This window comes from Pseudomonas sp. AC229 (assembly GCF_979254655.1).
Genome location: NZ_CEEDHK010000010.1, coordinates 45,552 through 59,346 on the forward strand (window position 1 = coordinate 45,552; position 13,795 = coordinate 59,346).

Annotated in this window: 11 protein-coding genes; 3 read left to right on the forward strand and 8 right to left on the reverse strand. The window is 61.6% G+C overall.

Features of this window, described 5'->3' with window-relative positions:
* Nucleotides 1–371 precede the first annotated feature (371 nt).
* Complete coding sequence (locus AC0IW7_RS14955) at nt 372–1,196, forward strand: hypothetical protein (RefSeq protein ID WP_471819051.1); 825 nt, start codon at nt 372–374, stop codon at nt 1,194–1,196.
* Nucleotides 1,197–1,372: 176 nt separating this feature from the next.
* Here AC0IW7_RS14955 and AC0IW7_RS14960 read toward each other — a convergent pair whose 3' ends face one another.
* On the reverse strand, nt 1,373–1,810 hold the full coding sequence (locus AC0IW7_RS14960; RefSeq protein ID WP_463549422.1) for a hypothetical protein: 438 nt from the start codon (nt 1,808–1,810) through the stop codon (nt 1,373–1,375).
* Nucleotides 1,811–1,896: 86 nt separating this feature from the next.
* Between AC0IW7_RS14960 and AC0IW7_RS14965 the strand changes: the two genes are divergently transcribed.
* Complete coding sequence (locus tag AC0IW7_RS14965) at nt 1,897–2,337, forward strand: universal stress protein (RefSeq protein ID WP_463549421.1); 441 nt, start codon at nt 1,897–1,899, stop codon at nt 2,335–2,337.
* 121 nt (nt 2,338–2,458) lie between these two features.
* Here AC0IW7_RS14965 and AC0IW7_RS14970 read toward each other — a convergent pair whose 3' ends face one another.
* Nucleotides 2,459–3,145, reverse strand: coding sequence for a DUF6901 family protein (locus AC0IW7_RS14970; protein WP_463382972.1), 687 nt, complete (start codon nt 3,143–3,145; stop codon nt 2,459–2,461).
* 20 nt (nt 3,146–3,165) lie between these two features.
* Nucleotides 3,166–5,076, reverse strand: a complete 1,911-nt coding sequence (locus AC0IW7_RS14975) for an ATP-binding cassette domain-containing protein (protein ID WP_471819054.1) — start codon at nt 5,074–5,076, stop codon at nt 3,166–3,168.
* 345 nt (nt 5,077–5,421) lie between these two features.
* On the opposite strand from AC0IW7_RS14975, the gene AC0IW7_RS14980 reads away from it, so the two are divergent.
* Nucleotides 5,422–7,347 (forward strand): transglycosylase SLT domain-containing protein, encoded by a 1,926-nt coding sequence (locus AC0IW7_RS14980; RefSeq protein ID WP_471819056.1) that lies wholly within the window; start codon nt 5,422–5,424, stop codon nt 7,345–7,347.
* A 161-nt stretch (nt 7,348–7,508) separates the two neighbouring features.
* Here the strand turns inward: AC0IW7_RS14980 and AC0IW7_RS14985 are convergent, their stop codons facing one another.
* The 5 genes from AC0IW7_RS14985 to AC0IW7_RS15005 all read right to left on the reverse strand — a co-directional run bounded on the left by AC0IW7_RS14985 (nt 7,509) and on the right by AC0IW7_RS15005 (nt 13,795).
* A complete protein-coding gene (locus AC0IW7_RS14985; protein ID WP_471819058.1) occupies nt 7,509–8,309 on the reverse strand; it encodes an MOSC domain-containing protein in 801 nt (266 codons plus the stop codon).
* Between the two features lie 245 nt (nt 8,310–8,554).
* On the reverse strand, nt 8,555–9,481 hold the full coding sequence (locus tag AC0IW7_RS14990) for a chemotaxis protein CheV (RefSeq protein ID WP_122450570.1): 927 nt from the start codon (nt 9,479–9,481) through the stop codon (nt 8,555–8,557).
* Between the two features lie 176 nt (nt 9,482–9,657).
* Nucleotides 9,658–10,566: a lipid kinase YegS gene (yegS, locus tag AC0IW7_RS14995; RefSeq protein WP_471819060.1), complete on the reverse strand. Its 909-nt coding sequence runs from the start codon at nt 10,564–10,566 to the stop codon at nt 9,658–9,660.
* Nucleotides 10,567–10,636: 70 nt separating this feature from the next.
* Entirely contained in the window at nt 10,637–12,196 is a 1,560-nt protein-coding gene (locus AC0IW7_RS15000) for an FGGY-family carbohydrate kinase (protein WP_471819062.1), read from the reverse strand.
* A 12-nt stretch (nt 12,197–12,208) separates the two neighbouring features.
* Nucleotides 12,209–13,795 carry a glycerol-3-phosphate dehydrogenase/oxidase gene (locus AC0IW7_RS15005; RefSeq protein WP_471819064.1) on the reverse strand — a complete coding sequence of 529 codons (1,587 nt, stop codon included), beginning with the start codon at nt 13,793–13,795 and terminating at the stop codon, nt 12,209–12,211.

Consider the following 13,795-nt stretch of genomic DNA (forward strand, 5'->3'; position numbering starts at 1 on the left):
AGGACCGTCGAGAATAGTCTCGAACAGCCTGACACACCCGCCGACGCGATATTCGGGCGGCCTATGAACCGTGCTGCACAAAGCAAACACTTGATTCATACGCCCGTTTGATTCGGGTGCGCACACCTTCGTAGAAAAGATTGCGCTTGTCAATTGGAGCGATATTTCCTCTTACGTTGTGAGGAAATATCGACCGTGCCGTCAGGGAAAACATTCCAACTGCTCTAGAACGCGCTTACGGTGATGTCAGGGAATGCCATCATTGTGATGTCGGTGGGCGCTAGTAAAAGCCAAACGGCGCAGGTACAGTCGCCCCAACACGCTGCCAACGCGTGACAAAAACAAAAACAATGAAGCCCCACGGAGTAACCATGACGAGCCGTCCGCTTGCCATACTGCTGAGCCTCGTACTGACCGCCCTTCTCCCGCTTGGCGTCAATGCCGCCACCCCCGCCGCCGGAACCGACGCGCTGCTCAAGCTGCATCAGTTGCGCCTGGCTGCGCAGAAAAGTTTGGGTGACTTCTACATGTACAACAGCATGGACGGCGATCAGCGCTATGCGCGCTTGATTGAGGAGTCGGTGCAGAACGCCAATGCGCGACTAGCCGAACTGACCGACCTTCCTGGCGACGCCTCCAAAGCCATGCGCGCTCAACTCGCCCAGCAGCTCAGCGCGTATGAAAGCGAACTGAAAAACCTCACCACCGCAATGAAAACCCAGGGTTTCACCGACCTGCAGCCCGTTGCCGACCTGGCCACGCGCAATCAGCAGCTGATGGCGCTGAGCAATGAGCTGTACGGAAAAATCCAACAAGAAAGCGGCCAGATCGTGCCACCGATGACTCAACAGAGCCGCGAACAAAGTTTGCTCATGCAAGCGATCGCGGTGGACTATGCTTCGCGCAGCGCCTCGGTGGGCGGCACTTTTATTGGCAGTGCTGCGGGAGACGAACAGAACATTGACGATCTGGTCACCCAGTTTGCCGGCAAGCTCACCACGCTTGAGCAGTCGCCGCAAAACACCGCGCAAATCCGCGAATCGCTGAACGGCATCAACACCAAATGGCGCTACATCGAAAAATCGCTGAAAAATTACAACGAGAACTCGGTACCTTTCGTGGTCAGTAAGTACTCAGACAGCATTATCGATGGTTTGGAAGGAGTTTCGGCACAGTACCTGGCCGCTAAGCTTTGACCACAGCACCCGAATTTCCGGCCTGCCTGGCCAACCCAGCCCGAATATGTTTTCGGGCTTTTTTTATCGCGTTTCCAAACCGTAGGAGCCAGCTTGCTGGCGAACCGTGTAAACGCCTTTCGAGACGGGTGGCCGCAGGGTTCGCCAGCAAGCTGGCTCCTACAAGGGCGAGTGCGTCAGGCCAGCGCCTTCAACACCGCCGCTACGGGCTCGACGCCTTGCACGTCACCCGCTTCGCCCCAGCACAGGGAAATCATTTGCGTCGTTGCTTCGACTTTATAAACGTCGGCCGGCAGCGTGTGCAGATGCGGCAGCAGCGCGGCGTCGGTGCAGGGCTCACGCCATTGGTTTACCCAATTTCCCGCGCTCATTTGCCAATAACACCAGCTATCGCTCGCCCCTCGGCGGCGGGCGCGGTGGTATTGCGGGCACGGGCTGGGCGGCTCTTCGGGCAGCCAGTGCGGCCACTCCTGACGCGACAACTGCATCCCCAGCCCCTGACTGCGCGCGGCCATGCGAATGGCCATACGCCCTTGCTGACGCCGCGAGGGGCGCAGCCAGGCCAACGGGCTCAGCACAACGGCAATAAGCAGCACCACGATCCACACGGTCATACGTTAAATCTCACCATTAAAAGTGCTGCATTTAGCTAACAATCACAGCCATACTTTGATCATTCGCCTCAGGAGGAGTCACCGTCATGCCCTATCAGCACATTCTGGTTGCCTTGGATCTTTCCGAAGAATGCGACCCGGTGATGAAGCGCGCTTATGCGCTCGCCACCGCCAGCCAGGCCAAGCTGTCGCTGGTGCATATTGTCGAACCGATGGCCATGGCCTTTGGTGGCGACGTACCGATGGACTTGTCCACCCTGCAACAACAGCAATTCGAACAGGCCCGCGAGCGGCTCGACAGTTACTCCGCCAAATATCCCGAGTTGGGCACTGAGAGCCGCCACCTGGTCTACGGCCAACCGCGCCAGGAAATCCACCGCCTGGCCGCCGAGCAAGGCGCTGATCTGATCGTCGTGGGCAGTCACGGCCGTCACGGCCTGGCGTTGCTACTAGGCTCCACCGCCAATGACGTGCTGCACGGCGCGCCGTGTGACGTGCTGGCCGTGCGATTGAAGAAACCGGAATAAATTACTCACCGTCATTCCCGCGAAGGCGGGAATCCAGAATATCGAGGCGTACGCTCATTGCGTGTAACACCGACTATTCTGGGTCCCCGCCTACGCGGGGACGACGGTGCTGGATGTTTAGTTACTCCGGCAAATCCCCCGCGCTCATCACCATCGGCCGAATCTTCTGCAACTGGGTTTCCAGCGAGTGGGTGATGCTGGTCGACATCGAGAAAAACGTCAGGAACGCCTTCAGGTTCGAGTCGCCTTCGCACACGTCGTGAATGCGCTGCCAAAACGCCTGATTGACCAGCTGCAATTGCTGGAACAGCCGCACCAAGCCCTTCAATTCCCAATCCGCATGCCGCCCTTCGCGAAAGTTGAAGTACTGGCGCGACAAGTACAGCGACACCGCGCGCAGAATAAATTCCTGGTTATTGGCAAACGGCAAATGGTTGAACGCCATCGGCTTGAGCTTGCTCAGCACCGGGCAGGCGCTGGTCGGCATGATCAGCCCCAGCAAGGCGCGCAAGCCCTCCTCCAGGCCGACTTGCTTGCTGTATTCGCGCTCCGGTGTGCGTACCCAGAAGTGGGCTTTCTGGAACGCTGGCAAGCCTTGGAAATCCTCGATCACCCGATGCAAATCCACAGCCGCCGGGCAGTGGCTGTACTGCTCGCGCTTGAGCGGGCAGTTGCTGCATTGGTGATACTCGAGCCGCGTCCAGGCCGGCGCCAACAGTGCGCGCTCCTGGTCGTACTCGCGGTCGAGCTCGATGCGATAGCCAAACTCGTGACTATCGTCGAGGGAAATCCGGTACTCGATGGCCATTCAGGTCTCCGACAAACAGATCAGGCGTCCAGCTCTGCCCAGCGCTCCAACAGCGCGTCCAGTTCTTGCTGCAGCGTTTCCAGCTTGGCCAACACCGCCGCGGTTTCGGCGGCTGGGCGTTGGTAAAAGGTCGGCCCGGCAATTTCTTCATTAACCTGCGCGATCTTGGCTTCCTGCGCGTCAATCAGACCCGGCAGGCTTTCCAGCTCGCGTTGCAGCTTGTAGCTCAATTTCTTTTTCGCAGGCTCTTGCGCCGGTGCGGCAGCCGGCGCAGCAGCGCTAGGCGCGGGCGCCGTGGTTTCCGGTTTGCCCGACTTGCTCTCGCCCACGCCGAGCAAACGCGGCGATCCGCCTTGGCGCAACCAGTCCTGATAACCGCCCACGTATTCGCGCACCTTGCCTTCGCCTTCGAACACCAGCGTGCTGGTGACCACGTTGTCGAGGAATGCCCGGTCGTGGCTGACCATCAACACGGTGCCGGCGAAGTTGGACAGCACTTCTTCCAGCAGCTCCAGGGTTTCCACGTCGAGGTCGTTGGTGGGTTCGTCCAGCACCAGCAAGTTGGCTGGCTTGCTGAACAGCTTAGCCAGCAACAGACGCGCACGCTCACCACCGGACAGCGCTTTTACCGGCGTACGGGCGCGCTGCGGGCTGAACAGGAAATCACCGAGGTAACTGAGCACGTGGCGGTTCTGGCCGTCGATTTCGATAAAGTCGCGGCCTTCGGCGACGTTATCGATCACGGTTTTTTCCAGATCCAGCTGATGGCGCAACTGGTCGAAGTACGCCACCTCCAAACGCGTGCCCACTTCCACTTTGCCCTGGGTCGGTTGCAGGTCATCCAGCATCAGCTTGAGCAAGGTGGTCTTGCCGGTGCCGTTGGCGCCGAGCAGGCCGATACGGTCCTGGCGCTGAAGCACCATGGAAAAGTCCTTGATCAACATCGGACCGCCAGCGTGGGCGAAGCTGACGTTGTCCAGCACCATCACCTGCTTGCCGGACTTCTCCGAAGTATCCAACTGAATATTCGCTTTGCCGGTGCGCTCGCGACGTTCGCTGCGCTCAACGCGCAACGCTTTCAAGGCGCGAACGCGGCCTTCGTTACGGGTGCGACGGGCTTTGATGCCCTGACGAATCCACACTTCTTCCTGGGCCAGACGCTTATCGAACAACGCGTTGGCGGTTTCTTCGGCCGCCAGTTGCTGTTCTTTGTGCTCCAGGAAGCTGGCGTAGTCGCCGTTCCAGTCGATCAGGCCGCCACGGTCGAGCTCGAGAATGCGCGTCGCCAGGTTTTGCAGGAAGGAACGGTCGTGGGTGATAAACAGCACGGCGCCCTGGAAGTCTTTGAGGGCGTCTTCCAACCAGGCGATGGCGCCAATGTCCAGGTGGTTGGTCGGTTCATCGAGCAGCAGCAAGTCCGGCTCGGACACCAGCGCCTGCGCCAGCAGCACGCGGCGACGCCAGCCGCCGGACAGTTCGGCCAAGGTTTTGTCAGCCGGCAATTGCAGGCGGCTCAAGGTGCTGTCGACCAATTGCTGCAAGCGCCAGCCATCTTTGGCTTCGAGTTCTTGCTGCACGTGCATGAGCTTGTTGAGGTCTTCGTCGGTGACGATGTTCATGCTCAGGTGATGGTATTCGGCGAGCAGCGCGCCAACGCCATCTAGGCCCTCGGCCACCACGTCGAACACGGTACGGCCATCGGCCACCGGCAGTTCCTGCGGCAGCTCGCCGATTTTCAGACCGGGGGCGCGCCATACGCTGCCGTCGTCCGGCACACGGTCGCCTTTGACGATACGCAACAGGCTGGATTTACCCGTGCCGTTGCGGCCAATGATGCACACCCGCTCGCCTCGGGCGATCTGCCAGGAAATCTTGTCCAGCAGCGGCAGTGCGCCATAGGCCAGGGAAACATCAGTGAACTTGAGCAGCATGGTCGCCTCGAGGGAATAGCTGCGGCCGTGGCGCGATGCACGACAGCCGCTGGAAATCTCTTCGCCACACGCTTTTGGCGTTGGCAAAACTGGGCGCGCATTCTACCGAGTTGCGCCCCTGGCCGGGTGGCATTTTTTTGCGCAAGCGGTCTCTGTGGGAGCGGCTTCAGCCGCGATTGCTGCAAACGCCTTGGCAAAAGCATCGCGACTGAAGTCGCTCCCACAAAACCTCCCGACAGGCACATGGTGCTTTCGCTTTCTCGACCGCCCGGCAAAAGGCTAAGCTACCCAACTTGAGCGCCCAGTCATCGGCGCGCCTTTCAGAATTTTCAGCTCGGAAGTGTCATGCGCGGTCGTCTGCTCTGCCTGTTTTCCTGCCTGCTTCTCTCCTCGGTCACCCTCACCGCCTCTGCGGCCACCAGCCTGGCGCAGCAGCGCTTGTTTTATGACGAGGCCAAACGCGCGCTCGCCAAAGGCGACAGCGGCCCGTATCGGATGTACGCCAACGCCCTGTCCGACTATCCGCTTGAGCCATACCTGGCCTACGACGAATTGACCGCCCGGCTGAAAAGCGCCAGCAATGCCGAGATCGAGAAATTTCTGGCCGAGCATGGCGACCTGCCGCAAGCCAACTGGATGAAATTGCGCTGGTTGCGCTGGCTGGCGGAGCGTGGCGACTGGAAGCCGTTCGTTAAGTACTACGACCCGAAAATGAACTTCACCGAACTGGACTGCCTCAACGGCCAGTACCAGCTCATCCATGGCCTGACCGCCGAAGGCTACGCCAGCGCGGAGAAACTCTGGCTGGTGGGCAAGTCGCAGCCCGACGCCTGCGAGCCGCTGTTCAACATGTGGGCCAACGCCGGCCAGCTCACCGAAACCATGCGTTGGAAACGCCTCAAGCTCGCCGTGCAAGCCCGTAATTACAGCCTGGCCACCCACCTGACCCAGACGCTGACCACGCTTGCACCCCATGGCAAACTGATGATCGACGTGGCGCAAAAGCCGACCATGCTGACCCAGACTGGCCGCTTCGCCCCGCCCAGCCAGACCATGGCCGATGTGGTCAGCATTGGCCTGCGCCGTTTGGCCAAGCAAGAGCCGGAAAAAGCCATCAGCCTGCTTAACGATTACGCCCAGCGCTTGCCGTTTTCGATGGAAGAAAAAGTGGCCATCGCCCGCGAAATCGGCCTGACCCTGGCGAAAAGCTTTGATGATCGCGCCCTGCCGATCATGACCCAATACGACCCGGAGCTGCGCGACAACACCGTCACCGAATGGCGTGCGCGTCTGCTGCTGCGCCTGGGCCGTTGGGGCGAAGCCAACCAGCTGATCCGCCGCATGCCGGCTGATCTGGCCAACACCAACCGCTGGCGCTACTGGCAGGCGCGTAGCCAGCAACTGGCCGAGCCAAATAATCCCGGCGCGCTGGTGCTCTACCAACCGGTGTCGAAAGAGCGCGACTTCTACGGCTTTATGGCCGCCGATCAATTAAAGACGCCATACCAGTTGACCAACAAGCCGCTGCTGCTTGATCCGAAGCTCGTGCAAAAAGTGCGCAACACACCGGGCATTCGCCGTGCGCTGGAATTCCATGATCGCGGCCAGATCGTCGACGGGCGCCGCGAGTGGTACCACGTCAGCCGCTTGTTCAGCCGTGACGAACTGGTGGCGCAAGCGCGCTTGGCCTACGAGAAACAGTGGTACTTCCCGGCCATTCGCACCATCAGCCAAGCGCAGTACTGGGACGACCTGGACGTGCGCTTCCCCATGGCGCACCGCAATACCTTGGTGCGCGAGGCCAAAGTGCGCGGCCTGCATTCGAGTTGGGTGTTTGCGATTACGCGCCAGGAAAGCGCGTTTATGGACGACGCCCGTTCCGGCGTGGGCGCCAGCGGGCTGATGCAACTGATGCCGGCCACGGCCAAAGAAACCGCACGCAAATTCAGCATCCCGTTTGCCCCGCAGCAATTGCTGGATCCGGACAAAAACGTGCAACTGGGCGCGGCGTACCTGAGTCAGGTACATGGCCAATTTAACGGCAACCGCGTACTCGCCTCCGCTGCTTACAACGCCGGCCCCGGGCGCGTGCGCCAATGGCTGAAAGGCTCGAACCACTTGGCGTATGACGTGTGGGTGGAAACCATCCCGTTCGACGAGACCCGCCAGTACGTGCAAAACGTGCTGTCGTACGCCGTGATCTACGGCTTCAAACTCAACGCGCCACAGCCGCTGGTTGATTGGCATGAGCGGTTCTTTGACGATCAATAAATCGGCGCGCCTGTAGGAGCGGCTTCAGCCGCGATGCTCTTCGGACCAACAGCATCGCGGCTAAAGCCGCTCCCACACTCCAACGCCACGCCGTCATCCCCGCGCAGGCGGGGATCCAGAATCTCGAAGGCAACCAACCAGCCCGAGCGAAGCGCCGCGAGCTACTCCAACACCTCTACATCCATCCCCACCGCAATCTCCCCAGCCCCTTCATTAATCAGGTTTTGCCCGAAATACACTTCGCCTTCACGCTCGCGGTAGGTTTTCAGGGTGGTGAGCGGTTCGCGGTCCGGGCTGCGCTGGCCGGTTTGCGGGTCGATGGTGGTCATGATGCAGCGGGTGCAGCCTTTCACCACGCGAAACTCTGTGGTGCCGATGCGGATGCGCTTCCAAGTGTCTTCGGCGTAGGGCTCGCTGCCTTCCACCACCAGATTGGTGCGAAAGCGCAGCATCTCCAGCGGGCGGCCGACACGGGCGGACAAATCGTCCAACGAAGCCTGACCAATCAGCAGCAATGGAAAGCCATCGGGAAAACCCACTTTCTCCGTTGGCCCGAGACTGCCCGGAATATCGCGCGCGCGTTCCACTGGCACATGGACTAGGCGGCAGGCTTTGCCGAGAAAGCGACTGAGCCAATCCGCCGCTTCGTCGCCGGCATCCGGCACCACCATGTTGTCGCTCCAGATAAACGCGCCGCGCACCTCGGCGTCCCGGCCGGGCACCGGCACATCCAGCGCGGGGAAACCTTCGGCGTTCAGCGTCAGGCCGCCCTGGGCGTTCCATAATGCTGAGAGCTGCGACATATGCGCCATCGCCCGCTGCGTGAAAAACCGCCCGTTGCTGGCGTCCACCAACATCCAGCGACGGTCCCCGACCATGCCGATGCTATCGATCTGCGCGCGCGGCAGGCTTTCGCCAATGGCGGATTTCAACGGAAAGCGGTAGAGCGCGGAGAGACGCATAACGAGGTCCTGAAAGGAGGCACAGGCGACCGTTATACGGAATGGGTGGGGTGGCGCTCAAGAGGCAGAAAGCATCGCGGCTAATCGCAATGGCCGAGCCCGGGAAAGCCGTTCGCTACGTTCTAACGATTTAGCGAGCTAGAGCCATCCAAGGCAAAAAGCCCTGCTGAAAGCGGAGTTGGCTGTAGCCAATGAGCATTTCAGCAGGGCTTTTTAACGCCGGAGGGCCGACGCGCAGCAAATCGTTACTCGTCGAGCATTAACCGCTCGCGAATGACGTCCACCAACTTGTCCGGCTGGAACTTGGACAGGAAATTATCGCAGCCCACTTTCTTCACCATCGCTTCGTTGAAGCTGCCCGACAGCGAGGTATGCAGCACCACGTAAAGGTCTTTCAAACGCGGGTCGTTGCGAATTTCGGTGGTCAGGCGGTAGCCGTCCATTTCTGGCATTTCGGCGTCGGTGAAGATCATCAGCAGCTTGTCAGTCATCACGTGGCCTTCATCGGCCCACTTTTTCAGCTGATTGAGGCCTTTCAAGCCGTCGGTGGCCACATGCAGCTTGAGGCCGAGCTGGGACAAGGTATCGCGCAGCTGCGCCAGGGCGACGCTGGAGTCATCCACCAGCAGCACTTCACGGCCACGGGCTTTTTCCAGCACCGGGTCGGTCAGGCGGTCGCCGGTAATGGTGGCGTTATACGGCACGATTTCGGCCAGCACTTTTTCCACGTCGATGATTTCCACCAACTGCTCTTCCACCTTGGTGATGGCCGTCAGGTAGTGCTGGCGACCCGCGCCACCCGGCGGCGGCAGGATGGAATCCCAATTGAGGTTGAGAATGCGGTCAACGCCGCCGACCAGGAACGCCTGAACGGAGCGGTTGTATTCGGTAACGATGATGGTGCTGCGCTCATCCGGCACGATGGGACGCATGCCGATGGCTTGGGACAGGTCGATGACGGGAAGCGTCTGGCCGCGCAGGCTGACGACGCCGCACACGAACGGATGACGGTGCGGCATCAGGGTCAGTTTTGGCATTTGCAAAACTTCCTGCACCTTGAACACGTTGATGGCGAAAAGCTGCCGACCTGCCAGGCGGAACATCAGAATTTCCAGGCGGTTCTCACCCACTAGCTGGGTGCGTTGGTCCACTGAGTCGAGAATGCCGGCCATGCTGTGCTCCTGTCGTGTCTGTCGAGTCTAGCTGTTGCTTGCAACCTTATCGGCTGCATGTGACACAACTGAAATGTGTCCGAGCCAAGGGAGTGCCATCATGCCGTGCCATCACTGCAAGCACCAGCACAGCGCCGAGTCTGCGCCGCCTTGATGGGCGCGTCCACGACCTCTAATCAGGGTAGCAGTGCCTGGCCCAACAGCGGTGAACCCGGCGGCAGGTGCACGCGCAATGCCGCCGGCCGGGCACTGAAGCGCAGCGCCCGGCTTTCCAGCGGCTCGCCGTCGAGGTTGAGGTCGAGCCCTTCGGGCGTTTCGACTTCGATCCAGGGCAGGCGCGCATTGATCGACACGCTCTCCAGCCCAAGGATGCCGCCCGACAGCAACGTGCCCAGGGTGCCGACGACGTCTTGCGGCGCCGGCACGATGCAGATGTCCAGCAGGCCATCGTTCACGCATGCCTGCGGGCAGAGCATATGGCCGCCGCCGGCCTGGCGACCGTTGCCGATGCCCAGGGCCAGAAAGTCGCCTTCCCAGGAAAAGTCCGGACCTTTGAAGCGACCGAACGCAGCATGCACGTCGGAGAACCGCGTCAGCCCGGTGAGCAAATACGCCGCCCCGCCCAATACGCGTTTGAGTTCTTCCGGCGTATTCGCGGTGATTTTTGAGCCGAAGCCGCCCGTGGCCATATTCAGGAATAGCTGCCCGTCGACCTCACCCATATCGATAGGCAGCGCCTCCTCGTCCAGCAACGCCAACGCTTCGAGCGGCACCAGCGGCACGCCGGCGGCACGGGCGAAGTCGTTGGCGGTGCCCAGCGGCAACAGCGCCAGGCTGGCGTCGCTGTCGGCCAGGGCCATGGCTTCGGCCACGTCGCGCAGGGTGCCGTCGCCGCCGCCGGCGATGATCGTCGGGTAACCGGCCGCCAACGCTTCGCCCACCAGACGCTGGGCGTCACCGCCCTCCCACGTCACCCGCACGGCCAATTCCCAGCCGGCGTCGCGCTGGGCTTGTACGGCGGCGCGCACGTCTTCGTTGAGGGCTTGTTTGCCGTGCAGAATCAGTAAGGCTTTGCGCTCGTTCATCAATCAATCCTTTAGTGGCCCGCCAACCCTACACCGGCCACCGAGGCGTGACGACGTCGCTGTGACACGCCTAGGACGGGTAGCCGGTGATGCTTCGAATGCTTTGGTACAACGGTTTGAGTTGCTTATACATCCGTTGGTACACCTCGCGGTACAAGCGTTCATAGATTCGTTGCGCCGACGGGTTGGGCTCGAACACACGGCCCACGCGGGTCATGGCGGCGATGGCGGTGGGAAAGTCCCGGTGCAGGCCCAGCCCCACGGCACAATCGATAGCCGCGCCCAGCCCCGAGGTTTCGTAAACGTGCGGGCGCTCGGCGGGCAGGCCGAAAATATCCGCCGTCAGCTGCATGGCCGCATCACTTTGCGAACCGCCGCCCGATACGCGCAGACGGGTGATTTTGCTGCCCGAGCGCTTCTCGATCTGCTCCTTACCCTGGCGCAACGCATACGCCAGCCCTTCGAGAATGGCGCGGTAAATGTGCGCGCGGGTGTGCACGTCGCCAAAGCCGATGATCGAGCCCTTGGCCTCCAGCCCCGGCTCACGGATGCCGGGCGTCCAGTACGGTTGCAACATCAGGCCCATGGAGCCGGCCGGCACGCTGTTCACCAGTTCGTCGAACAACGCCTCGGGTTCAACACCCAGCTCCTTGGCGCGCTGCATCTCGCGTAGGCCAAACTCCTGCTTGAACCAGCTGACCATCCAGAAGCCGCGATAAATCATGACCTCGGTATTGAAGTGATCGGGAATCGCTGCCGGAAACGGCGGGATCAACGGCACCGTTTCCAGGTAGGTGCGCCGCGTGGTGTTGATGGTCGCCGTGGTGCCATACGACAAACACGCCGTGCTCGGCTCCACCCCACCCGCCCCCAGCACCTCACAGGCTTTGTCGGCGCCCGCGGCAATCAGCGGCAAACCTGCGGGAATGCCGGTGTGGCGGCTGGCCTCGGCGCTGATCACGCCCAGCCGTTCACCCGGTTTCACCAGCGCCGGCAATTGCTGCTCACGCACCGGCATCGCCTGCCACTTCCAGTCACGGCGCCCAGCCCATTTCAGACGTTTGTAATCGAACGGCAAGTAACCCACGCAGCAGGCCACCGAATCGACAAAGCGCCCGCACAGACGATGGGTGAGAAAGCCCGAGAGCAGCAGCACCTTGTCAGTTTTTGCCCACTGCTCGGGCTCTTGCTGCGCCAGCCAGTTCACCTCGGCCTGGGCGCGGAAGTAATCGACGGTGGCCTCTTCGCGAATCAGCTTGAACAGCCAGCCCCACGGCCCCTTGATTGCGCCGCGAACCTCGGCGCGACGTTGGTCGAGCCAGAGAATGGCCGGACGCAGCGGCGTGCCTTGGGCGTCTACGGTGATGATGGTGCCGCGCTGGGTGGTCAGCGACACGCCTTTGATCTGGCGCTTGTCGATGTCCACCTGTTGCCATAGCAGCCGACACGCTTCGCCCAGGCTCTGCCAGTAATACTCGGGATCTTGCTCGGCCCAGCCGGGTTGCGTGGAGTAATACGCCTGCAAATCGACCTTGCCCTTGCCGAGCAGATTGCCCTGCAAATCAAACAGCAAGGCGCGCACGCTCTGGGTGCCGTTATCGATGGCCAGCAGGTAACTTTTTTCGCTCATGGCTCGGGCCTTTTATTGTTCTTGTGCCGGCAGGCTGTAGCAGCGCTGCCATAGGCTCAGGTACTGCTGCTGTTCCTGCTGCCAGCGCTCATCGTTCCAGCCTAGGCGCGCTTGGCAGACCTGCTGAATGCGCGGTAAAAACGCGGCGCCGCCGTTGGCCAGCAGCAAACCCAGCCGCGTGCGCCGCAGGAGCAAGTCATCCAGATGCAGAACCAGTTCGTGCTCAGCCGCGAATGCCAGCTCCGCCCACAACGTGTCGGTGGCGCCCACGCTTTCGCTGCCGAGCTGCTCCAGCAGCGGCTGCAGCAGCGGCAACTGGCAACCGTAGCGACCGACCAGACGCCGCTGTTGCGTAGCGCTCAGCCCGCTCAGCGCCACGTTCGGCACAGGGCGAAACACCGCACTGCCGGTATCGCTGATGGTTTTGCCTAACATGGACGCGCAGGCATGCAGCACTTCCAAGGCCAACAAGCGAAAGGTGGTGAGCTTGCCGCCCGCGAGCGTCACGGCGCCCGGTTCGGTCCACAGCACATGCTCGCGCTTTTCATCCGACGGCTTCAGGCTGCCCGCGCCGCTGGTGACCACCGGGCGCACGCCGGCCCAGGTCGACAACACGTCACCTGCGCCGATGGCCGCGTGGGGGAATTGCTGGGTGCAAGCGCTTAGCAAGTAGTCGACTTCCGCTGCGCTGATGCGCGCTTCCTGGTCGATGTCGTCGCCGTGGTCGAGGTCGGTGGTACCAATGACCGTGGCGCCTTCCCACGGAAAAACAAACACCGGACGCCGATCGCTGGCATGCATAAAGCTGAAGGCGTGGGCCACCGGCAAGCGCCAGGCCGGCACCAGCAAGTGACTGCCGCGCAGCGGGCGGATGTGCTCGTCGGTGTGCGTGCTGCGCAACCGGTCGGCCCAGGCGCCCGTGGCCTGCGCCACCACGCCGGCCTTGAAGCGCACGTGCTGACCGCTCTCGCCATCTTCAGCCGTAAGGCCCACCACACGGCCATCCACGCGGGTCAGCTCCAGCACCTTCAGACCGTTTAGCGCTTCGGCGCCGTCGGCCCGCGCTTCGCCAAGCACGCGCATCACCAGGCGCGCGTCGTCGGTTACGGCATCGTAAAAACGTGTGCCGCCCTGTAGCGCGTCGTTTTTCAAACCGGGCGCCAGGTAGCTCAGCTCGTCTTTGCTAAAAAACTGATGGTTGCGTTTGCCAGCCAGCGCGTCGTACACCCGCAGCAAGCCACCGAACACTGTTGGGCCAGGAAATTGGCCGTGGTAATGCGGCATCACAAAGCTGAGCGGCTCGACCAAACCCGGCGCCTCGCCCAGCAAGCGTTGGCGCTCGTGCACGGAGTCGCGAGTCAGTTTGAACTGGCCTTTGGCGATATACCGCAGCCCGCCGTGGACCATCTTCGACGAGCGACTGGACGTGCCCCAGGCAAAGTCGCGCTGCTCAATCAGCAGGCAGCGCCAACCGCGCCGCGCCGCCTCGCGCAAAATGCCGGCGCCGCTGATGCCGCCGCCGACCACAATCACATCCCACTCGCGCGCGGCCAGCTCATTCAAGGCCGAGGCGCGCCAGGTAGCATTCCACGTGGCCAT

Bases quoted from the DNA above. Each gene is read 5' to 3' on its own strand.
- AC0IW7_RS14955 (WP_471819051.1), top strand. From the start codon at position 372: ATGACGAGCCGTCCGCTTGCCATACTGCTGAGCCTCGTACTGACCGCC.
- AC0IW7_RS14960 (WP_463549422.1), bottom strand. From the start codon at position 1,810: ATGACCGTGTGGATCGTGGTGCTGCTTATTGCCGTTGTGCTGAGCCCG.
- AC0IW7_RS14965 (WP_463549421.1), top strand. From the start codon at position 1,897: ATGCCCTATCAGCACATTCTGGTTGCCTTGGATCTTTCCGAAGAATGC.
- AC0IW7_RS14970 (WP_463382972.1), bottom strand. From the start codon at position 3,145: ATGGCCATCGAGTACCGGATTTCCCTCGACGATAGTCACGAGTTTGGC.
- AC0IW7_RS14975 (WP_471819054.1), bottom strand. From the start codon at position 5,076: ATGCTGCTCAAGTTCACTGATGTTTCCCTGGCCTATGGCGCACTGCCG.
- AC0IW7_RS14980 (WP_471819056.1), top strand. From the start codon at position 5,422: ATGCGCGGTCGTCTGCTCTGCCTGTTTTCCTGCCTGCTTCTCTCCTCG.
- AC0IW7_RS14985 (WP_471819058.1), bottom strand. From the start codon at position 8,309: ATGCGTCTCTCCGCGCTCTACCGCTTTCCGTTGAAATCCGCCATTGGC.
- AC0IW7_RS14990 (WP_122450570.1), bottom strand. From the start codon at position 9,481: ATGGCCGGCATTCTCGACTCAGTGGACCAACGCACCCAGCTAGTGGGT.
- yegS (WP_471819060.1), bottom strand. From the start codon at position 10,566: ATGAACGAGCGCAAAGCCTTACTGATTCTGCACGGCAAACAAGCCCTC.
- AC0IW7_RS15000 (WP_471819062.1), bottom strand. From the start codon at position 12,196: ATGAGCGAAAAAAGTTACCTGCTGGCCATCGATAACGGCACCCAGAGC.
- AC0IW7_RS15005 (WP_471819064.1), bottom strand. From the start codon at position 13,795: ATGGCCACGTGGAATGCTACCTGGCGCGCCTCGGCCTTGAATGAGCTG.